Raw genomic sequence first — 19,769 nt, forward strand, 5'->3', positions numbered from 1 at the left:
GCCTTGCGCTGAGGAATTTACTGCGTGAATAAGCTAGTAGACGCAAGCGCATAATTTGGTTTTCACCCAGTTCTCGGAGCAATGTAAGCAGAAATTCGAAGTGTCATTTACGGCCCATTTTTTGAACAACCTATAGTAGTTATTTGTTCGGATATGGGATATGGAAAAATGAGGTGAGTCTATGTTACGTGGATTTTATTCTGCAGCGGCTGGTATGCTTGCTGGGCAGCGTCGTACGGAAATGTTAACGAACAACATTGCAAATGCGAATACACCTGGCTACAAAGCGGACCAAGGTTCTTTACGTGCTTTTCCTGAAATGTTAATGCAACGTCTTGAGGGTGTACCAAGTCCTGCGAAAAATGGTGGTACCTTTCGGACAGCAAGTACGATTGGTGGACTAAATACCGGTGTGTATATGCAAGAAATGATTCCGCTGTTCAAGCAAGGAGATATCCGCGAAACAGGACTCTCCACAGATATGGCATTAGTGGACGGAAATTTACCGATCAATCCTGAGACTAACAAACCGGGCTCTTTGTTTTTTGCAGTTCAAAATGCAAATGGTGATGTGAGATACACGAGAAATGGGAACTTCACTGTTGATCCAACCGGTTATTTAACAACAAGCGAAGGTTTTTTCGTTCTAGATGAGAATGGGAACCGAATCCAGGTCGATAGTAATCAATTTGAGGTTACTGCGGATGGCCGTATTCTTGTAGACGGACTTGCCCAAATGCGTTTTGGCATTGTTTACTCAGAAAATCCACAAAACCTGATTAAAGAGGGGAATGGATTATACCGTACAAATGATGGCTTAGTGTTACCAAATGCAACCGCAAATCCTGAAGTAGCATTCACGGTAAAACAAGGTTTTATTGAAGGCTCAAATGTGGATGTAACACAAGCAATGACGGAAATGATGACAGCATACCGCACATTTGAAGCCAACCAAAAAGTTCTTCAGGCGTATGATAAGAGTATGGATAAAGCAGTTAACGAGATTGGAAGATTATAAGAAAAGCACTAAGCATGCCCGATGATTGGCTTGTAACCTAGAAGTTAATAGGGCCTTGAGCGAGATATATAGAAAAATGTAGGGAGGTCTTCAGATGCGCTCGATGATTACAGCAACCAATACGATGAGTCAGCTACAAAAACAGCTTGATACAATTGGGCATAATTTAGCCAATACTGACACGACCGGTTATAAAAAACGTCAGGTCACCTTTAGTGAGCTTTTAACCCAACAGTTTAATAATCAACCAGTTGCTGCGCAGGAAGAAGGCCGCTTAACCCCAAATGGTGTTCGTGTAGGTGTTGGTGCAAAAATTGGATCAACCAATATGATGATGAGCCAAGGTGCGATAAAAAAAACTAACCGTGAACTTGATATTGCCTTTACAAAGGAAAATCAATTTCTTCAAATAGTAGTGGATGAAAATGGGGTCCAAGTTCCTCGATTCACTAGGGATGGGTCGCTTTATTTATCACCAACTAATGACGGAACAAATCGTGTTGCCCTAGTGACTAGCGATGGTAACCCTGTACTAGATCAAGACGGGGAACCGATTGTGTTTGTAGACCGTTTTAAGGAAATTCAGATATCAGCAAACGGGGAAATAACAGTTGTCCCTGAAGCAGGTGCGCTGCAACGTTTTAATCTGTCTGTTGTTGAAGTGCAAAAACCACAACTTCTTCAAGCGGTAGGTCAAAATCAATTTGCGTTACCTGACTTAGCGGAGCTTGGAATCGCAGCGGATGACGTATTCGTTTCTCTTCAAGGCGCTCTCCGTGAACAAGTGAGTATGCAACAAGGAGCTCTCGAACAGTCGAACGTTAATTTAACAACCGAAATGTCAGATCTGCTACTGACTCAACGTTCCTACCAATTCAATGCAAAATCAATCTCCATCTCAGACCAAATGATGGGGCTTGTGAACGGTCTACGATAACTTTATTCAGCGTGAACATCTTCATTCGTAGCCAGGAATAAAAGTAGTATGATAAATTCAGTTGGGGTTTAACAATGACTGAATAAAGTTATAACCTCCGGCGGATGCCACGATTTTTCAAAGGAAGTTTTTCGAGCGGGCTCGAAAAAAAATCGGGCGCAAATACGCCTTGGCGTATTTGATTTGGTACTATTGATAAAAATAGAAACCTACGGAATACTATAAATTAAGGCAGACAATCGTAAATCTTGGAACACCCTATAGATAAGGAGTAATCTCAGTGACTAGTGAACTAAACAATACACAAGTAAAATCACGCGAGGATTTTCGAAAAACGCGTGATGAACAAAAGAATACGGAAAAAGAACCTAAGAAAAAGCGCGAACCAAAAATTAGAATCCGTTTAATTCCGATTTGGGTACGACTTTTGCTTGTCGTTGTTCTTTTTGCAGCCAGCATTATAATCGGTGTGGTTGTGGGTTACGGAGTCATTGGGGATGGTAAGCCAAGTGATGCCTTGAAAAAAGAAACATGGCAGCATATTGTTGACATTGTAAATAAGGATGCAGAAAAATAAAACGGAGGGCCAATGCCTTCTTTTTTTATGGTTAGAAATTTACGGCTTTCCCGACGAAATTTAGATTTTCCACAACACTTGTATTATAATAGGCATAAGATACTGACTTTATTCAGTAAGTCCTTATATACATAGAGGAGGAAATTGTAAAGATGTACGATATTAATGAAATCAAGGAAATTATTCCGCATCGCTACCCATTTTTATTAGTCGATCGTATCCTTGAAATGGAAGACGGCAAACGTGCGCTCGGCATTAAAAATGTTACAGCGAATGAGGAGTTTTTTAACGGACATTTTCCTGGATACCCAGTTATGCCGGGTGTGTTAATTGTAGAAGCATTAGCACAGGTTGGCGCAGTAGCTATGCTAAAAAAAGAAGAAAACAAAGGCAGACTTGCTTTCTTTGCTGGAATTGACAACTGCCGTTTTAAAAGACAGGTAGTTCCTGGAGACCAACTTCGTCTAGAAGTTGAAATCACACGTCTAAGAGGGTCTATCGGCAAAGGAAAAGGGATTGCAACGGTTGACGGCGAGCTCGTTTGCGAAACAGAAATTATGTTTGCACTAGGTGAAAAAACGGAATAAGGAATAACGTAGAAACCGGATGAGAGGAATCATCTGGTTTTTTTATTTGGCCAAACTCAAAAAGTAAAGATAAATGATGTAATTTTTTTGATACATTTGTACACTTCTGGGAAAGCTAAGTGAAGACCAAGTGGTCACTACAATACTTAGAAGAAAACAGAAAGGAGATTTTGCAAATGAACAAAAAATGGTTCCTTAAGTTGATGGGATCTCTACTTGCTGTGTTTTTAGTAACCGGATGTAATGCCGATGACCAAGATCCGCCTCCAGAGGATGATGGACTAGAAACACCTGGTGAGGATTTCAACAACGAGCTAGATAACGATGTAACTCCTGAGGAAGATGTTGTTCCTGGTGATAATGACATGAATAACAATGATAATGACTTAAATGGTGACGGAAATCTAATTGAAGATGACAATAATGATGGTGACCTAGACGTGGGCAAGGATGACAATGATGAGCTAGGTGACAATGATTTGGTTCCTGATGAAGACAATGGTGGTACTAACGGTGCTGGTGGAGGCAAATAAGTCTCAATAGTTATGAAAAAAGGCGGGATTTGTGTCCTGCCTTTTTAACTTTGTAACGTCTTTTTCTTTTCTTGGAGTCTATTTTTAAATTCAGCAAGGAGACCTTCTCCTTCTAAGCCTTGGTTAATAAGGTCGGTAAGAACGATTTCAGCGATGTTGAGTCGATTTGGAACTAAGTTTCCGTCTAAAAGGACACTCACACTATTCTCCATTTCCTTAATGATCTTTACTTCACCCATTAAGGGGGCAGGATCATTTGATTTTTTTGAAATGGTTACTTGGAGATTAAGCTTTTCTTGGGCTTGTTTTGCTTTTTCGAAAATGGCCTTATACGGTTTTTCAATAAATGCCTCCACAATCCAACGGTTTTCCCCATCCTCCCGATTAATGATTAATCCATCAATCAACGGAATATCCTCGACCCGATCCGGCTGTTCATCCTGATGAAGAACTTTAAGTGATACCAACCTAAACGTTTTCATATCCCTGACCCCCTTATAAATCTTTCGTACTAAATAGATAGTTAAATTATAGCATATTTACTTGGTTATTATATGTAGATGAAGATGAAATGAATCTGAAAGTTGTGTCCTTTTTTGAAAAAATTTGTAGAATCTTAGATAATTCTTGGGTTTAATCTATTTACAATTAAAAATGTAAAAGAGGTGTAGCGAAATTCAATTTTTTATAGAGTCATCCTTGAAATAATTTATTTTTCCTAATTTTACCTCTATTGAATCATGAAGTATGATAGCCCTGTTAGATGTAACCAAGGGGGAATAAATATGATTAATCAAGTAATATTAGTTGGAAGATTGACTCGTGATCCTGATTTACGTTACACCCAGGACGGGAGAGCTGTAGCACATGTAACACTTGCGGTTAGCCGGAATTTTAAAAATGCAGGAGGCGAAATTAATACCGATTTTGTTAACTGTACACTGTGGCAGAAAACGGCAGAAAATACGGCAAACTATTGTAAAAAGGGTTCTATTCTAGGTGTTACAGGTCGAATTCAAACCCGGAACTATCAAAACAACGAGGGCAAAAGAGTATATGTGACGGAAGTGTTAGCAGACTCTGTCAAATTTCTTGGTGGAAAGCCTAGGGAGCTTGTAGAAAATTGATCCTTGATGCCTAAGTTTAGGAGGTGTATGTATGAACAATGATGAGATAAAGAATATTAACGATAAGCTGAATAAGCTTGCTATGGGAATCGCATTGCATCTGGAAATATTACAAGGCCAAATTGGAGAACGCATGGATCAGATTGATCAAAACTATAAGGAAAGACTTTTACAGATCAATCGTCTTTTAGAAAGGAAGGTTTTGTAATTTGAGAACGATAATAAAGAGATTTAGAATATGAACTTTTTCTATATCCCCACTATCCATGTACCTCGCAATAAGCAGCCTCAGTCGTCATTTCAAAAAGGTTCCTCTAGAGATAGATGGATGCTCCAGTAATTCTTCAAATCTCGCCAATCATGGTCACAACATGGTTGGCTTTTTTCTTACCTTCATGATAGAACATTCGTTCCTGTTGGTCAATAGGCTTGTTTACATTTTTTTCTTTTTGGCTGTTTTCGTAAGATTTGCTGTTATTATACCGTTGACTTCCTCTTCAGTTGGACGCTTTCCGCGGGCGTGGCTTGAGCCTCCTCAACGAAATGTGGAGGCGGCTTGCACAGAAATGAGAAAATTGGCCGACTAAAGCGCCACGTCCTGTGGAGAAGTCGGCACTAGCACGTCGTGTGCGTCGGAGACTCCATAAAGAGGCGTATTTTGCCTCTGAAGGAGGAGTTGAAATTTCTCGAGTTTCTAGCCGCTGCAACTGGACAGGTCGCTGCCGCTCCTGCGGGGTCTCAAGTCTCACGCTTTTCCCGATGGGCATTGAACTTGCTTCTTTGAAATAACCCACGTACGAAGAAAATGTGAATACATTTTCGAGGAGTCGCCACCTTACGCTCCAATCAACTTGGTTTGAAATTTATTAACAAAAAAGCAACAATCTTTTAGAAAAGAGCCTTTTTTTTAGTGTTGACAGTTAGAGTGTATTAACCATATAATACATTCATAAGGTGTATTAACTGATTGATACACCGCAGTTTTTTTATCACAGCTGTATGGTGTGTTTAATACAGTCGTCAAAATAAGCTTATTTTTGAGTTTGGTGTATTAACCCCTTGATACAGGGGATGAATGGAGATGGGTCTATGGATGTGAAGTTTAATAATCGGGATCCTGTATATGTTCAAGTCATTCAGTTCTTTAAAGAACAAATTGCGAAAGGCTTTTTTGAACCAGGTCAGGAGATTCCTTCAAGGAGAGAGTTAGCGAATCAATTAAAGATAAATCCAAATACGGCTCAGCGTGCGTATAAAGAAATGGAGGAACAAGGGTTGATTTTTACAGAGGGAAATTTACCTAGTCGCATTACGAAGGATGAACAAGTATTGAAGATGGTTCGTGAGGAATTGGTATTAGAGGCTGTTACCACTTTTATTCATTCAGTTCGGTCAATTAATATGCCTTTGCAAGAGGCATTGAAAATAGTTGAACAAGAGTATGAGAAGGAATAGGGGGGATTTTGGTGATTGAAGTAAAGGACGTAACCAAGAAGTTTGGTAGGAAGACCGTGTTAAACGGTGTAAACTTTACTGCTGAAAAAGGGAAGATTACGTGTTTGATTGGGATTAACGGTGTTGGGAAAACAACCATTATGAAGGCGATTATGGCATTAACTCCTATTGATGGAGGTCAGATTCTTATAGATGGGGAAAAGATTCATAAAGGTAGCTATGAAAAAATTACGTTTATTCCTGATACAATCACGATGCTGCCACAAATGAAAATTCACGAAGCATTCATGTTTATGGCTGATTTCTATGATTCATGGAATCAAAAACGTGCCGAGGAGCTACTCGAATTTTTTAGATTAAAAGAAACGGACCGAATCTCGGATCTATCAAAGGGAAATACGGCTAAGGTAAACTTGATCCTTGGATTGGCATTAGATGTCGATTATGTCTTAATGGATGAGCCTTTTTCGGGGATTGATATTTTTAGTCGAGAGCAGATCGCGGATGTATTTACAAGCCATTTAATTGAGGATCGTGGCGTAATCATTACAACTCACGAGATCAATGATATCGAGCATTTAATTGATAAAGTGGTGTTGCTAGATAATGGCGTTGTGTTAAGGGAATTCGATACCGAAGAAGTCAGGGAGAATGAGGGGAAATCGGTCATCGATGTGATGAGAGAGGTGTATAGAGCATGAATCGATTTTTGAAGCTAGTCAATTTCGAGTTTTCTCGATTTTTTAAACTATATCTTGTTTTAGTAGGAATTACGGTGTTATGTCAAATGGTGGGCGTCATATTTGAAGCCAGACGATATGTAGGTCGTGCGAACAAGGCGATATATGAGGATTTATTATCAAAGAGTGATTTTATTTCTCAATATGGCACAATGAGCTTTTTTCGTTTTTCGGAAACATTGTGGTTTTTGGGGCCGATTATGCTAGCTGGGGTTACTTTACTAATCTATGTATTCTTTATTTGGTACCGAGATTGGTTTGGAAAGAACACGTTTAGTTATCGTTTGCTCGTTTTACCAACCGCAAGATTGAATATTTACTTGGCGAAGGCTACAACGGTTTTATTGTTTGTTTTGGGTCTCATTGCCTTACAATTAATATTGGTTCCTGCTGAAATGCAGATTATAAAATGGTTGGTTCCAGATGAGTTACGTACTGATTTTTCAATTGCCACAATTTCCAACCATTATTACTTAGGTGTTTTATTCCCTATGACAATTGCAGACTTTATTCTCATATACGGTGTTGGGATTGTAGCGGTATGTGTCGTGTTTACAGGGATTCTATTTGAACGTTCATATCGATTAAAAGGGATTTTCCTCGGAATCCTTTATGCCGCAGTATCCATTTTAGTCTTTTTTGCACCGATATTAGTGAATGAACTTATCTTACGTAATTATTTTTATGCGAATGAATTGTTCTATATGGAACTTGGTACATGCTTACTTACCCTTGCTGGGGCAATATGGATCGGGAATTACCTCATGAACAAAAAAATAAGGGTATGATAGGAGGTCGAAAAGCATGAAACGATATTGGAAAATAATCACGCTTAGTGTAATTACGGTGCTTGTGATTGGCGCTTTTTATATAAATTCTAGTTTGGCAGCTGAAAATATTGTAGTCGGCATCGAAAAGGTAAGTGGAAATGAAAAAGAAATAGAGAACATAAGGATTAACGGAGATCTTAGCGGTAATGATATTCATCATTCCTTGCTTATTTCGAAAGATAAAACGATTAATTTAAGTAACCAGTCGTTAATTGAAGAATTGACAAGGACGAGTACGGTACCTGCTTATAATCAGCTAAAAGATAAGTATAGCCATTTTATGAGAGGAAAAAGTTACTTAGAAAATAGCTTATATGCTGATGAGAATTTTGTTGTGTATGTAAATGTTGAAGGTAATGGAAATGTCTCTAAAAATATGTATTTCGAAATAGAGGTTTTAGACGTTAAAACAGACAAAACGACATCAATGGAGTTAGATGTTCCTAATGATGACAACTATCATTGGGTCGAGGTGATGGATGTCCAATCCATCAATAACGAAATAAAGGTTATCGCAAGAGGATTTCGCACTGAAAGCGGTGAGGATCTTAATGTATATACAATTGACTTGGACAAAAAGGCCGTAAGCGATGAAACCGTATATGGATCGCCAAAAATTGAGAATGGATGGTCAGATATTAGAGTCGTTGATGAATATTATTCAGTTGAACCGAAAAAATATCTGCTGTTCCAAGTGTACGCACATGAAGAGCCTGCATATGAAGACGCGGTGGAAATGGGTGAACCAAAAATCATTGAGGACGAAATCATGGTCTATAACATCGAGACCAATCAATTGAAAAAGCTAGAAATGAGTCCGGAAGAACGAGGGTATGGCATTGATTCGTTTGCTATCAATGACACTACAATATATATTCCAAACCAATCGCCAAATGGAATAGAAGTGAATCAGTATAATATTGAAAATGACAGCTGGGGTGAAAAGCAAATATTTAAAGTGGAACATGAAAAAGGCGAACATGCCCCTTTTATCGAGCTGCAAAACGGAAAAATCTATATCATAAGCTCAGTTGATGGAAAATATCCGCTCGCAATCAGTGACTTAAATACCGGGCAGTCCCTATACGAAGGAACACTTGTTGTCAAAAACCAAAAGAAGGAACAGCAAGACTACAAACTATACATTTACGAAATTAACAACTAGTGGGACAGAGGGACAGGTCCCGTGTCCCCAAAAAATGGGTCACGGGGACAGGTCCCGTGTCCCACTCAATAAGGTGAGAATATGACGGAACATAAAATGGAAGAAATCATTACGAATTACGGAACAGAATTGCGATACGTGGCCTTTCGATATGTTCGAAATTGGGCAGTAGTTGATGATATTATGCAGGAAGTTTTTTTGAAGATCTTCTTAAAATTGAATTCATTTAGAGAACAGTCTAAATTGAAATCCTGGTTATATAAAATCACACGTAATCAATGTATTGACTATCTTCGGAGTAAGGTTGTAAAAGCAACTGTCTTGGTTGATGAGATGGAGGATTTGGGATATTCGACCGATGAAATGGTGGAGAACGAAATATTGGAAAGGTTCGAAAGAGAAAGGCTCTACCAACAAATCGAAGCGTTACCCAAGGATTACAAACAAACACTATCTCTCTATTATTTTAGTGATTATAGCTACAAGGAAATTAGCCAATTATTGTGTAAAGATATTTCGTTTGTGAAGAATAAACTTTTTCGCGGAAAGCGAATGTTGAAGCAAATTTATGAAAGCTGGGACAATGAACCTGTCCCCTCGTCCCGCCAATCATGGAAAACGACATGATTGGTCTTTTTTTATGGGAGTCTAGTGAGGTATAATTATCCAATAATGACAAATTGTTGGGGATGATTGTGGTGAGAGTTGCAGTTTTGTTTGGGATATCGTTATTGTTAGGAGTCTTGCTAGGGTTTTTGGAGCTAGGTCAACCGACAAGTATGATTATAAGTATTATCGTAATAGCTGTTCTTGGTACTTACTTATTTATTTATCCGATTTACTGGGAGAAAAATGTAAGAAAGATAGAGTCCTATCTGGAGAAACGTAGAAAAAATCCAGCGTTTAAGCTCTATTACGGAATGGGCAATCGGATTGACCAGGACGTGAAGGAAGCGACAGAATCCTTGCTTCGAAAATATAAAGATTTCGCAAGACAGGCGTTGTTTAAGACATTGCATGCCTTATACGAGGATGATATTTTACGAGTAAAAAAGGACATTGAGGACATCCGTCCCCTACAGTATAAAGCCTATTATCAGGCGATTGTTGCTGTGGAGGAGGGGAAGCTGGAGCAGGCGACTGAGCTTGGAAATCAGGTGAAGTCCGAGTGGATGAAGCATGCCTTGGCTTCTGGGATTGCTAAAAAGAAAGGCAATCATGATGAGTATGTTGCTGAAATCCGAAAGGCTTATGAAAAAACGCGGGGAATGCAGCGGTATATTTTATATAAACAATTTGAGGAAGATATAAAGGTAGGTTAATAGAGTGGGCTGGGGTCTCTTGCAAGCAAAGGGATTCTAGATAAAAAGCGGGTGGTGACAACAGTCACCACCCTTTGCTTATTTCTTTAGTTTTTCTTCGACAAGGTGGTAAAATTTTTGCCAAGGTTCGGTTTTGTCTTTGTGCTTTTCACTTGGCACAAATTTTTTTGCTCTTTTCTTGGGTTTGGTTGTTTTTTCGGCCAAATGAATCAGCTCCTTTGGTTTTTGCGCGACAGCAAGATTTGATAATCCGTTTGTTCTGGGACAAGGGACCTGTCCCTGTGTCCCATCTGTATGGCCTGGGACATTGAACCAAGCCCCGTGACCCAGAGTCTGAGATTAGTACCTGAGTCTCCTATGACCTGAACTAGAACGCGCCTAAGAGTTCTTTTAGTTCGGTTGTGGAGAGTTCGGTGATCCAGTTTTCGCTGGTGATGATTTCGTCATTGAGTGACTGCTTATTCTCCAGCATTTCGTCGATTTTTTCTTCAAGTGTGCCGGTTGCAATTAGCTTGTGCACGTGGACGAAGCGTTTTTGGCCGATGCGGTAGGCACGGTCAGTGGCTTGGTTTTCGACGGCAGGGTTCCACCAGCGATCATAGTGGATGACATGGTTTGCCTCTGTTAAGTTCAATCCGGTTCCGCCAGCCTTGAGTGATAGAATCAAGATATTGTATTCCCGGTTTTGAAACCCTTCAATCATCTTGTCACGTTGTACTTTCGCAGCACTTCCGTTCAAGAATCGCACCGGTTCATTAAAGCGTTTTGACAGCACATCCTGAATCATTTCCCCCATTTGAATATATTGGGTGAAGATCAAACAGCTCTCGTTCTGGTCCCGAATGTGGTCGACCAATTCAAGGAGCTTTTCCATTTTTGCAGATCGATCATCAACATTTTTCGGAGCAGCTTCCTTTAAATAAAGTGCCGGGTGGTCACAAACCTGTTTCAATTGCCCAAGCATTTTTAAAATCAACCCTTTACGTTGGATGCCTGCAAGCTGTTCGACTTGTTCCAATGTATCCTTCACGAGCTGTTCATAAATCGATGCCTGTTCAACTGTTAACGGACAGTATTCTTTTTGCTCGAGCTTGTCCGGCAAATTCAATGCAACGGCCTCATCATTTTTCGTACGTCTTAGTAAAAATGGCTTGATTAAGCGCTGCAGTTGAGCAATTGTTTCTTGGTCATGATCCTTTTCAATTGGTGACACAAATCGTTTTTGGAATCCACCAAGGCTGCCTAAATAGCCACGGTTAATGAAGTCGAAAATCGACCAAAGCTCAGTCAGTCGGTTTTCCATTGGCGTTCCGGTTAATGCGATATTATGGTCGCTTTTTAGCTTGCGGATCGCTCGTGATTGCTTCGTTTGTGCGTTTTTAATGTTTTGGGCTTCATCCAAGCAAATCGTACCCCAGTCGTAAGAGGAAATTTCCTCCTCATCTAAATGGGACAATCCGTAAGAGGTGAGCACGATGTCAGCTTCATTCACCTGCTGGGTAAACTCCTCACCCTTCAAGCGGTTCGATCCATAGTGAAGGTGGACGCGTAAATCCGGTCCGAATTTCTCAAGCTCCTTTTGCCAGTTGCCAAGTACAGATGTTGGGCAAATGATTAGTGAAGGCTTGGCACCACTTTCTTTTACCGTTAAAAAGTAGGCAATCATTTGAATCGTCTTTCCAAGTCCCATGTCATCGGCAAGACAGGCCCCGAAACCGAACTTACGTAAAAATAAGAGCCAGTCGACACCTTGTTGCTGATATGGACGAAGCTCACCCTTGAAGGTCTCTGGAATGACGGCTTGTGGAATCTCCTTGATGTCCGTTAGCTGCGTAATCATTTGCGACAGATGGCGGTTGAGTTCAATTTGAACGCCTGCAAATGCTCGTGCTGCTTCCTGTTCTTCATGTTCAGCTTTTTCAGAAAGTGATAGTAGTTCCTGCTCTAGGACATCACGGATATGGAGCCCTTCTTTATTCGCACGTTCTAAAATCGATTGAACCTGTTTGATGAATGCAGGATCAAGCTTAATCCATTTTCCACGGATATTGATTAATCGTCTTTGCTCGTTCACCAGTGACATGAATTCCTCTTCGGATAGCTCTACACCGTTTGTTGAAAAACGCCAGTCAAAATTGACGATGGATTGCAGGCCAACGAATGATTGGCGACCGGCACCTGAATTTGTTTTTACTTTCGCCTTAATTGCAAGTTGAGCGTCCTTGATTGCTTGCCACCATGCTGGTAACAGGATTCCAACTCCGGCATCGATGAGCCTTGAACTTGCTTCCGTTAAGAAGTCCCAGGCTTGGCGCTCAGTTAACTCGTGAACGATTCCTTCCTCATCACGAAGCCATGGCACAAGTTTGCACCACATCTCCTGGTCACTCGTGATTTTTTCCTCAAAAGGCGCCCATTCTTTAGGTAGAGCCAAATGCGTCTTATAGGGCTTTTTTTTGCTTCGAAGCACAGTTTGTAGCTTCCACGTGCCATTGTCCATTTCCGGTTCCTCAATTTGGATGAGACAATCAAATGGGGTGTGATCTTCCTTCCAGCCAATCCGTTCAAGCCAATTGTTTTCATCAACGACAAACTCAGCGCCAGCGGTACTTTTTACAAGCGGGAAGGTTGAGGCAATTTCCTGCCAGGCGTCAGAAAGCGTGGAATCACTTTGAATCCAATCGGTGATTGCCTCAGAAAACCACTCCTCCGCAAATCCCGTTACCTCAGTGCCAATCGGTTTCCAGCCAAAATGCTCAGACTTACGCCAATAATCAAAGTCGGGCATAAAATCGCCTTCCTTAATAAGTGGCAACAAGCTTTTCGAAATGGTGTGATAATGCTGTGCATTCTCGCTAAGCTCTACTTCGATCAGGGAATTAACCGGTAACTCTCCAAAAAAGGTAAATGCCTGCCAGGGTGAAAGAAGGACGGCATCGTGATGTTGAAAGTTGTTCTCTTCGAGGAAGGTCCCGTAAAAGGTGGCCTCATGCCAAGCAAAGAGATTTCGCTTCCAATTGTTAGCTGTAAGCTCGTTGCCATCTTCTGTGGTGCACCAAATATAAAAACCATTGTCCGCAACCCATTCTGCATGGATTACAAATGTTTCTCCAATTACCATCATCTCACCCCTTTAATCCGAAATCATAGAAGCCCGTAACAGCTCCTGTTGGAAGGCACGTAATCGCTTGTTCATCGTGGCAAGTCTCGCAATATAGTCCTCCCACACATCTTCTTGTTTACATTTTTTATAATGAGCTCGGATCTTGCGCAAATATTTAACGGCTTTTTTATAGCTGGGCCGATTTTTACCCTCAATCGCCTTTGCGACGGCCTGGTGATAAAGAGGGAACAATGCACTCCGATCGTGGTTTTCAATTTCTTTTAAAATATAACGGTCTATTTCATCGATATCATAGCCAAGCATGATTTGCAGTTCAACCCATTTTCGGAATTGCTCCGTCTCAAGCAAATAGTCATTGTACTCGACATAACTGTACGGGAGGAGTTTTTTTACGGCATCCATATAAACCGTATCATCTTGTTCCTCGGCGTACGGCATAATGTTTTGTAAAAACAATCTTGTCATGTGGCGGCGTCCTTCATAGCTTTGGATGCCAAAAATAAACGAGCGAATGCCTTCTAATGCATAGCCAATCCAAGGACGAACTCGGTCCCAATTTTTAGATTCGGATAGATAGGAAATCCACCAGAAACTATAGGGTGTTGCCTCGTGTCCAAGCTTTTTCATTGATTCGATTGCATTCATATCATCCTTTAGTAAAAAGTGAAGATGGGCAAAAGCAATCTGATGTGCTTGATGCTCCGTGTCCAGGGCACTCTGCTCGGTTTCAATCCATTTTTTTCGATTAAAAAAAGTCGCCCAAAGCAAACGATACATTTGCATGCGCTCATATTGAAACATCGACTGACAAAGCAGTGTCTCACGGACCGGTTGGATGCTTTCTTCAAGGAGTTCGTCAAACGAAAATGGCAGTGACACTCTCTTCATTTCTAAGGAATGATCTAGAACGATGTCTGTGAAATTATGAAAATAAGGCTTGATATACGTATCCACCTGATAGTTTCGCACTTCCATTTGATCAAGCAACTCGACTGTTTTTCGAATGCAAAAAAGGGCTGCATGAATATGAAATAGACGCTTGTACTCCTCAGAATAAGGAGCTTTCCTTTTTAATGTTTGGAAAAAAGAATGGTACAGCGTTGCGAAAAAGTAAATCGTTTTTTCTGGGTGACCTGATTCAAACCGTTCGTATTCCTTGTCAAAAAGGGCAAGCCAGCTTTCGAGTGAATTTTCCTTGTATTCCACACGCTCTAGGATACTACCTTTTTTTATAGGAATTGATTCAAGAGTAGGCTTCGGTTTGCTGCCTTCTTTCCACTGCTCAAGCAGGGACCCGACTCGGTCAACACTGGCATACATATAGAAAAACAAAGCCATCTGGTGTCGGCAAAAGCCCGTGGTTGGGCACGAACAGCTACTTGCGTCTAGTGAGTCAAGATCAAGTGCAACATCAACAGGTGTGACATCCTGAACTCGTCCTTCAAGCTTTTGCCCGTTGTATTTTACATTATACACACTCCCCTGACGGAAGAGGTTTAGTCCTTTTTTAATTAGTGTCCGATCAACTTCATTGTCGAATGTAATCATGCCCCGTAGCTTTTCGGAAAAATGCATGACCGCATCCTTTGGAATATCTTTTTGAAGCAAGCTAGTCTCACTCCCCATGTTGCTTAGATTGATGAAATCATATCTTTTTATTATACCGCAAAATAGAATGAATTGGCATTTTGGACTAGGAAGGTCTGCACATATTACTTAAATTTAGAAAGTTTTTTCAAAAGACAGTCGCAAAAAAGGGGTATTCAGCGTACATGTATAGTAAATTACTTGGCGGAGTTGGTTTCTCCATCCAAACTCCCCAAGAAATCATTTTCTCCCATAGTGCCTGGCCACTTAGGCACTTATCGAACTCTGCTACGCGGAGGTGTCTCCATCCTTCGCTGTGACAGAGTTCGAAACATATGTATTTTTCCAGCTAGGAGTGAACATAATTTGGAGCCTAAATCTTCGAGTAAGGATATTTCGATTGATCAGAACCAAGTTAGAAGAGCGTTAATTCGTGCTTTTATGAAAGGCGAAGGAAGTACAGATATAGATATGAAGAAATTTATTAAAGACATAGCTGACGATATTAAAGGCTCACCTACAGCATAGCCAAAATCGAATAAGCCAACACATAAAATTGGGACAAGGGACCTATTCAACGCTGTCTACCTTTTGGGGTGGCAGTTTTTTTGTGCATAAAATTACAGGCTCTACTACTTTTGGCGTATCGAAATAATTAATATGGGTAATAGAAAACTTTGTGTTTTTTTGGCATAATTGTTTCCACAAACATTTCAGTTGTTTGTGGTTACCCAGCATTGGTCAGTGGTTTTCAAGCCATTCGACTAGTCTGGGTTTTTATGCAGTTTTTTTGTGTATTCGTTTACATTGGTATGATTTGTTATTTTTAAACAGTACACTTATTATAATAGTAACGGACAAAAATTTACTGAACGTTATGATAAGGGGGAGAAGTGTGAAGCTTCCAATGGTGTCCTCTCACAAGAGAGAGAACTATGCAAAAATCTATATGATATTAATTTCAATACTTGGTTGGACGGTTGTGGGGTATTCGCTATTGATTATTGAACCAACCGATGAAATTGCGATTCTCCTATTACTTACAGCATTTTTAGCGTTAATCGAGTATTTTCCGATCCAGCTCTTGAGAGGCTCCACGACGATTACATTTCCATTTATCTTTGTTATGCAAGAGTTGTTTGGGATATCGTATCCAATTATCATTTATGTAACAATCGTATTAATTATTAATATCCTTCGTCAACGTCCGCTGAGAATTGTCCTGTTTAACCCAGCTCAGCTGGCAGTCAGTGTATTTCTTGCAAACTACATCATAAAACAAACAACAATCACCCAGATTCTTGCAACGAACAGTGAATTTTTGACAGCTATCCTTACATATGGTCTTTTTGTTGCACTCTTTTTTATGATAAATAATTTAATTGTTGATTTTGTCTTGCTGATTCGTCCACAACCTTATCCATTTTACATGTTTAAAGCAAAGACTTTAACAGAGTTGGGGAGTGCATTCATTTCCTTGCTATATGGGATTGTTATGGTGTTCCTTGGTGGTCGAATTGTTGATGTGTTCTCCCTATTCTTCTTTTTCTCGCCATTGGTGGCCGTTTCTCTGCTGTATTCGGTCATCTCCACACTTGAAAATGAAAAGAAACGCTTAAATGCGCTGTTTGCAATTACAACAGGCGTGAATAAGAAAATTCATTCAACCGAGTGGATTGAGACGTTTAAAAATACATTTTCTCAAATCGTAGATGTGCAAGCTCTTATGCTCTGGGTGAAAGAAAATGATGTGTGGAAGATTTTGTATTATGATGGAAGGGTCACTCCAAAGGATGCCTTAACAGGTGAAGCGTTGGCCCGTTTTGATGGAAAAAAGCAGCCTATTGTTTATCAGGACAGGGTAAAAAAGCTTGGCCCCATTGATGAATTCTTTAAAAAAGATATGAAGGCCTTTGTGTATTCACCAATGGTCGTCGAGGATGAAACCATTGGAATGCTCGTGGTTGCAAAAAGTCGTGCACGTAGCTTTGGGGACGACGAGATCCACTCGATTGCTACACTGTCGAACCAGCTTGCAGTTGCGGTAAAGACAAGATTTTTAATAGAAGAAAAAGAAAAACGGATAATTCTCGAGGAGAGAAACCGGATTGCACGGGGGATTCATGATGGGGTTGCCCAGACTCTTGCAGGTGCAGTCATGAAGCTAGAAACAGCCGAACGAAAATTCAATCGAAATCCTGAGGAAACGAGAAAACTTATCGTAGAAAGTATGGATAAATTAAGACTTAGTTTACGAGAAGTTCGTGAATCTATTTACGAGTTGCGACCGTATCCGACCGAACGGGTTGGCTTGTCAGCGGCGATCGAAAAGCGAATTGAAATGGTAAAAAGTGAATACAATATCAAGTTTTCATTTGATATAAGAGGCCAAGAAGTTCCGCTCAGCTCGATGGTTGAAAAGGAATTATTTGACATTTTTCAAGAGAGTTTGCAAAACACAATCAAGCATGCAAAGGCCACAGAAATTGAAATTCTGTTAAGCTATCAAAAGGAGCATATTGTTTTAAAAATCAAGGACAATGGCGTAGGGTTTTCACTGTTTCAGGCAATGGTCAAGGCGCAAAACAACCCTCATTTTGGCATTTTAAATATGAATGACGCCGCGGAAAAAATCAATGCAACCCTCCAAATTGATTCTAAAGAGGGCGAAGGTACGGATATCACATTAACTGTTCCAAAGATGGGACTTGAAGGAGGTAGTACTATTGATCAAGCTTATGCTGGTGGATGATCATGCTGTGTTACGTGACGGACTTAGAAATATATTAGAGCTCGAGGACGACATTCGTGTTGTCGGCGAAGCGGTTTCAGGTGATGATGCACTAAAGAATGTACCAATGTGCGAACCAGATGTGATCTTAATGGATATCAATATGCCTGAAAAAAATGGAGTAGAAGTGACAGGCATCCTGAAGAAAAAATATCCATCAATCAAGGTACTGGTACTGACCATGCACAACCATGACGAGTATTTCATGGCGGCGATTCGCGAGGGTGCTGACGGGTATTTGCTAAAAGATGCACCATCAGAGCAGGTCGTCGAAGCGATTCGTACTGTCGCACGAGGCGAGTCTGTGATTCATCCATCTATGACGAAAAAGCTCCTCAATTTCCATCAACAGCAGCAGGAGCAGCCAAAGGAAAATGTGCTAACGGAGCGGGAAATGGAAGTTCTCCAATGCTTGGTGGAAGGGATGAGCAACAAGGAAATCGCGGATCGTCTCTTCATCAGTGACAAAACGGTAAAAATTCATGTCAGCAAGATATTCAAAAAATTCGACGTCAAAAGCCGTTCTCAAGTTGTTATCTACGCCGTACAAAACAAACTAGTTCCCATGCAAAACTCTGGGATTTGAGGTGAAAGTGTGCTGGGGAACATAGTGGGTCTGTGTTTGAGTTCGCGAGTCTCCTCAGTTGGGTCGCGGGGACAGGTCCCTCGTCCCAGTCTGGGCCAAGGGACCTGTCCCTCTGTCCCAAAAGCCATTAAGTCAAATGACTTAATGGCTTTTTTCTTTTTTCATCCAAATCGCCATCGGGAAGTAGGTGATGAGAAATACGATGATACCAGCGACTTCAATTGTTAGATAATACGTAATGCCGGAACCGAAATAGGACAGGATCGTTGTGGATTCGGTTGGGTTTGCGAGATAGAAGAAATTTGTGTCGAGAAGGAGATTGATAAAAAAGATTGGAACAGCGATTAGGTTAAGGAGTAAGAATGCGGTCCAGACAGCTTTTCGCGGTACACGATAGCCCTCGTAAAAAATGAAATAAAGTACGGACCAAGCAATTGTGGCGTGATGAAGGAAGTACTTTAGGAAGCGATAATGCGGGAAGTCATGGAATAGTTCGGGAGTTACCATGCTTAGAATTGGTGGGAGCAATCCTGTAAAGTACACGAGGTAAAATGCTTTTTTACCAGGCTTTAAGAATAGGAAGATACAAATAAAAGTGCTAATTGAACAAAGGTGTAACGGAAGGGAGCCGATTTCCCATTGATTGGTAGCGACTAGCCAAATTTGGTGTGACACTTCACTAGCGACCAAGATGCTGAAAAATGTCCATTTGATGATTGACTGATAAGGGCCGAGCTTCTCTCTGAGGGCGATTAATAGGAAGGTAAGGACCATGAATATGAATAGCGTCACGAGATGAGTACCGGAAAACAACTCAAACGTCTGCATTCCATCAGCTGAAAACATGCTGTCACCCCATTTCTAAATGGTTTCTATTAGTCTATTCGAGGGTTGGTATGGTTTAGACGTTCGGACAAATTGAGGGGATTGGATTTTTTTGTAGGTTTGTAAGATGGCTGATGAACTTGGGAAGAGGGGTGGTTTGTGTCCGATAAATTGTGGTTTGTGTCCGATATAAGTAGAGTTATGTCCGATAAAATTCGGGCAATGTCCGATATCCTGGAAACTCTGTCCGATATATACACATAATTGTCCGATAACCCAAAACTGTATTAGATAGTCTGCCTTCCGGATGGACCGGAAGGCTTTTAAATCTGAGTGTACTAAGGGTCTGCCCGATAAATTGTGGTTTGTGTCCGATATAATTAGAATTATGTCCGATAAAATTCGGGCAATGTCCGATATCTGGGAAACTCTGTCCGATATATTCACATTTTTGTCCGATAACCCAAAAACTGTATTAGATAGTCTGCCTTCCGGATGAACCGGAAGGCTTTTAAACCTGAGTGTACTAAGGGTTTGTCCGATAAATGTGGTTTGTGTCCGATAT

The 19,769-nt window shown here is 40.6% G+C and carries 21 protein-coding genes; 16 read left to right on the forward strand and 5 right to left on the reverse strand.

Annotated elements, in window-relative coordinates:
- Positions 1-181: 181 nt before the first annotated feature.
- The 5 genes from AC6CHV_RS21635 (at position 182) to AC6CHV_RS21655 (ending at position 3,652) form a co-directional block, all read left to right on the forward strand.
- Positions 182-1,018 carry a flagellar hook-basal body protein gene (locus AC6CHV_RS21635; protein WP_341333204.1) on the forward strand — a complete coding sequence of 279 codons (837 nt, stop codon included), beginning with the start codon at positions 182-184 and terminating at the stop codon, positions 1,016-1,018.
- Positions 1,019-1,112: 94 nt separating this feature from the next.
- On the forward strand, positions 1,113-1,955 hold the full coding sequence (locus AC6CHV_RS21640; RefSeq protein WP_341333203.1) for a flagellar hook-basal body protein: 843 nt from the start codon (positions 1,113-1,115) through the stop codon (positions 1,953-1,955).
- 280 nt (positions 1,956-2,235) lie between these two features.
- Positions 2,236-2,532: a DNA-directed RNA polymerase subunit beta gene (locus tag AC6CHV_RS21645; protein ID WP_341333202.1), complete on the forward strand. Its 297-nt coding sequence runs from the start codon at positions 2,236-2,238 to the stop codon at positions 2,530-2,532.
- Between the two features lie 152 nt (positions 2,533-2,684).
- Positions 2,685-3,119 carry a 3-hydroxyacyl-ACP dehydratase FabZ gene (fabZ, locus tag AC6CHV_RS21650; protein ID WP_099354540.1) on the forward strand — a complete coding sequence of 145 codons (435 nt, stop codon included), beginning with the start codon at positions 2,685-2,687 and terminating at the stop codon, positions 3,117-3,119.
- A gap of 176 nt (positions 3,120-3,295) precedes the next feature.
- Positions 3,296-3,652, forward strand: coding sequence for a hypothetical protein (locus AC6CHV_RS21655; RefSeq protein WP_121449212.1), 357 nt, complete (start codon positions 3,296-3,298; stop codon positions 3,650-3,652).
- Between the two features lie 44 nt (positions 3,653-3,696).
- On the opposite strand, the gene AC6CHV_RS21660 is transcribed toward AC6CHV_RS21655, so the two are convergent.
- Complete coding sequence (locus AC6CHV_RS21660; protein ID WP_341333201.1) at positions 3,697-4,134, reverse strand: YwpF-like family protein; 438 nt, start codon at positions 4,132-4,134, stop codon at positions 3,697-3,699.
- A 303-nt stretch (positions 4,135-4,437) separates the two neighbouring features.
- Here AC6CHV_RS21660 and ssb point away from each other — a divergent pair, with 303 nt between their 5' ends.
- From ssb to AC6CHV_RS21700, 8 genes are all read left to right on the forward strand, one after another.
- Positions 4,438-4,779 carry a single-stranded DNA-binding protein gene (gene ssb, locus AC6CHV_RS21665; protein ID WP_341333200.1) on the forward strand — a complete coding sequence of 114 codons (342 nt, stop codon included), beginning with the start codon at positions 4,438-4,440 and terminating at the stop codon, positions 4,777-4,779.
- A 31-nt stretch (positions 4,780-4,810) separates the two neighbouring features.
- Positions 4,811-4,987 (forward strand): hypothetical protein, encoded by a 177-nt coding sequence (locus tag AC6CHV_RS21670; protein WP_341333199.1) that lies wholly within the window; start codon positions 4,811-4,813, stop codon positions 4,985-4,987.
- A gap of 881 nt (positions 4,988-5,868) precedes the next feature.
- Positions 5,869-6,234, forward strand: coding sequence for a GntR family transcriptional regulator (locus tag AC6CHV_RS21675; protein WP_341333198.1), 366 nt, complete (start codon positions 5,869-5,871; stop codon positions 6,232-6,234).
- An 11-nt stretch (positions 6,235-6,245) separates the two neighbouring features.
- The gene (locus AC6CHV_RS21680) at positions 6,246-6,935 is read left to right on the forward strand and encodes an ATP-binding cassette domain-containing protein (RefSeq protein WP_498079650.1); all 690 of its coding nucleotides are present in this window, start codon (positions 6,246-6,248) and stop codon (positions 6,933-6,935) included.
- The gene (locus tag AC6CHV_RS21685) at positions 6,932-7,762 is read left to right on the forward strand and encodes a hypothetical protein (protein WP_341333196.1); all 831 of its coding nucleotides are present in this window, start codon (positions 6,932-6,934) and stop codon (positions 7,760-7,762) included. The genes AC6CHV_RS21680 and AC6CHV_RS21685 overlap by 4 nt, the downstream gene beginning before the upstream one ends.
- A gap of 16 nt (positions 7,763-7,778) precedes the next feature.
- On the forward strand, positions 7,779-8,969 hold the full coding sequence (locus AC6CHV_RS21690; RefSeq protein WP_341333195.1) for a hypothetical protein: 1,191 nt from the start codon (positions 7,779-7,781) through the stop codon (positions 8,967-8,969).
- An 81-nt stretch (positions 8,970-9,050) separates the two neighbouring features.
- Entirely contained in the window at positions 9,051-9,596 is a 546-nt protein-coding gene (locus AC6CHV_RS21695) for an RNA polymerase sigma factor (protein ID WP_341333194.1), read from the forward strand.
- Between the two features lie 71 nt (positions 9,597-9,667).
- A complete protein-coding gene (locus tag AC6CHV_RS21700; RefSeq protein WP_498079651.1) occupies positions 9,668-10,291 on the forward strand; it encodes a hypothetical protein in 624 nt (207 codons plus the stop codon).
- Positions 10,292-10,369: 78 nt separating this feature from the next.
- On the opposite strand, the gene AC6CHV_RS21705 is transcribed toward AC6CHV_RS21700, so the two are convergent.
- The 3 genes from AC6CHV_RS21705 to AC6CHV_RS21715 form a co-directional block, all read right to left on the reverse strand.
- Positions 10,370-10,495: a hypothetical protein gene (locus AC6CHV_RS21705; protein ID WP_262983929.1), complete on the reverse strand. Its 126-nt coding sequence runs from the start codon at positions 10,493-10,495 to the stop codon at positions 10,370-10,372.
- Between the two features lie 163 nt (positions 10,496-10,658).
- On the reverse strand, positions 10,659-13,415 hold the full coding sequence (locus AC6CHV_RS21710) for an SNF2-related protein (RefSeq protein WP_498079652.1): 2,757 nt from the start codon (positions 13,413-13,415) through the stop codon (positions 10,659-10,661).
- A 9-nt stretch (positions 13,416-13,424) separates the two neighbouring features.
- Positions 13,425-15,023 carry an SWIM zinc finger family protein gene (locus AC6CHV_RS21715; RefSeq protein WP_498079653.1) on the reverse strand — a complete coding sequence of 533 codons (1,599 nt, stop codon included), beginning with the start codon at positions 15,021-15,023 and terminating at the stop codon, positions 13,425-13,427.
- 345 nt (positions 15,024-15,368) lie between these two features.
- Here AC6CHV_RS21715 and AC6CHV_RS21720 point away from each other — a divergent pair, with 345 nt between their 5' ends.
- The 3 genes from AC6CHV_RS21720 (at position 15,369) to AC6CHV_RS21730 (ending at position 18,379) form a co-directional block, all read left to right on the forward strand.
- Positions 15,369-15,530 (forward strand): YwzD family small protein, encoded by a 162-nt coding sequence (locus AC6CHV_RS21720; protein WP_440272834.1) that lies wholly within the window; start codon positions 15,369-15,371, stop codon positions 15,528-15,530.
- A gap of 367 nt (positions 15,531-15,897) precedes the next feature.
- Positions 15,898-17,754: a GAF domain-containing sensor histidine kinase gene (locus AC6CHV_RS21725; RefSeq protein WP_440272833.1), complete on the forward strand. Its 1,857-nt coding sequence runs from the start codon at positions 15,898-15,900 to the stop codon at positions 17,752-17,754.
- Entirely contained in the window at positions 17,729-18,379 is a 651-nt protein-coding gene (locus AC6CHV_RS21730) for a response regulator (RefSeq protein ID WP_440272832.1), read from the forward strand. Before AC6CHV_RS21725 ends, AC6CHV_RS21730 begins: the two co-directional genes overlap by 26 nt.
- A 141-nt stretch (positions 18,380-18,520) precedes the next feature.
- On the opposite strand, the gene AC6CHV_RS21735 is transcribed toward AC6CHV_RS21730, so the two are convergent.
- Positions 18,521-19,225: a YwaF family protein gene (locus tag AC6CHV_RS21735; RefSeq protein ID WP_440272831.1), complete on the reverse strand. Its 705-nt coding sequence runs from the start codon at positions 19,223-19,225 to the stop codon at positions 18,521-18,523.
- Positions 19,226-19,769 lie beyond the last annotated feature (544 nt).

This window comes from Ferdinandcohnia sp. GQ5, assembly GCF_059759275.1.

What these genes read in the sequence shown, in the direction of transcription:
- AC6CHV_RS21635 (WP_341333204.1), top strand. Translation starts at nt 182, where the DNA reads ATGTTACGTGGATTTTATTCTGCAGCGGCTGGTATGCTTGCTGGGCAG.
- AC6CHV_RS21640 (WP_341333203.1), top strand. Translation starts at nt 1,113, where the DNA reads ATGCGCTCGATGATTACAGCAACCAATACGATGAGTCAGCTACAAAAA.
- fabZ (WP_099354540.1), top strand. Translation starts at nt 2,685, where the DNA reads ATGTACGATATTAATGAAATCAAGGAAATTATTCCGCATCGCTACCCA.
- AC6CHV_RS21655 (WP_121449212.1), top strand. Translation starts at nt 3,296, where the DNA reads ATGAACAAAAAATGGTTCCTTAAGTTGATGGGATCTCTACTTGCTGTG.
- AC6CHV_RS21660 (WP_341333201.1), bottom strand. Translation starts at nt 4,134, where the DNA reads ATGAAAACGTTTAGGTTGGTATCACTTAAAGTTCTTCATCAGGATGAA.
- ssb (WP_341333200.1), top strand. Translation starts at nt 4,438, where the DNA reads ATGATTAATCAAGTAATATTAGTTGGAAGATTGACTCGTGATCCTGAT.
- AC6CHV_RS21670 (WP_341333199.1), top strand. Translation starts at nt 4,811, where the DNA reads ATGAACAATGATGAGATAAAGAATATTAACGATAAGCTGAATAAGCTT.
- AC6CHV_RS21675 (WP_341333198.1), top strand. Translation starts at nt 5,869, where the DNA reads ATGGATGTGAAGTTTAATAATCGGGATCCTGTATATGTTCAAGTCATT.
- AC6CHV_RS21685 (WP_341333196.1), top strand. Translation starts at nt 6,932, where the DNA reads ATGAATCGATTTTTGAAGCTAGTCAATTTCGAGTTTTCTCGATTTTTT.
- AC6CHV_RS21690 (WP_341333195.1), top strand. Translation starts at nt 7,779, where the DNA reads ATGAAACGATATTGGAAAATAATCACGCTTAGTGTAATTACGGTGCTT.
- AC6CHV_RS21695 (WP_341333194.1), top strand. Translation starts at nt 9,051, where the DNA reads ATGACGGAACATAAAATGGAAGAAATCATTACGAATTACGGAACAGAA.
- AC6CHV_RS21710 (WP_498079652.1), bottom strand. Translation starts at nt 13,415, where the DNA reads ATGATGGTAATTGGAGAAACATTTGTAATCCATGCAGAATGGGTTGCG.
- AC6CHV_RS21735 (WP_440272831.1), bottom strand. Translation starts at nt 19,225, where the DNA reads ATGTTTTCAGCTGATGGAATGCAGACGTTTGAGTTGTTTTCCGGTACT.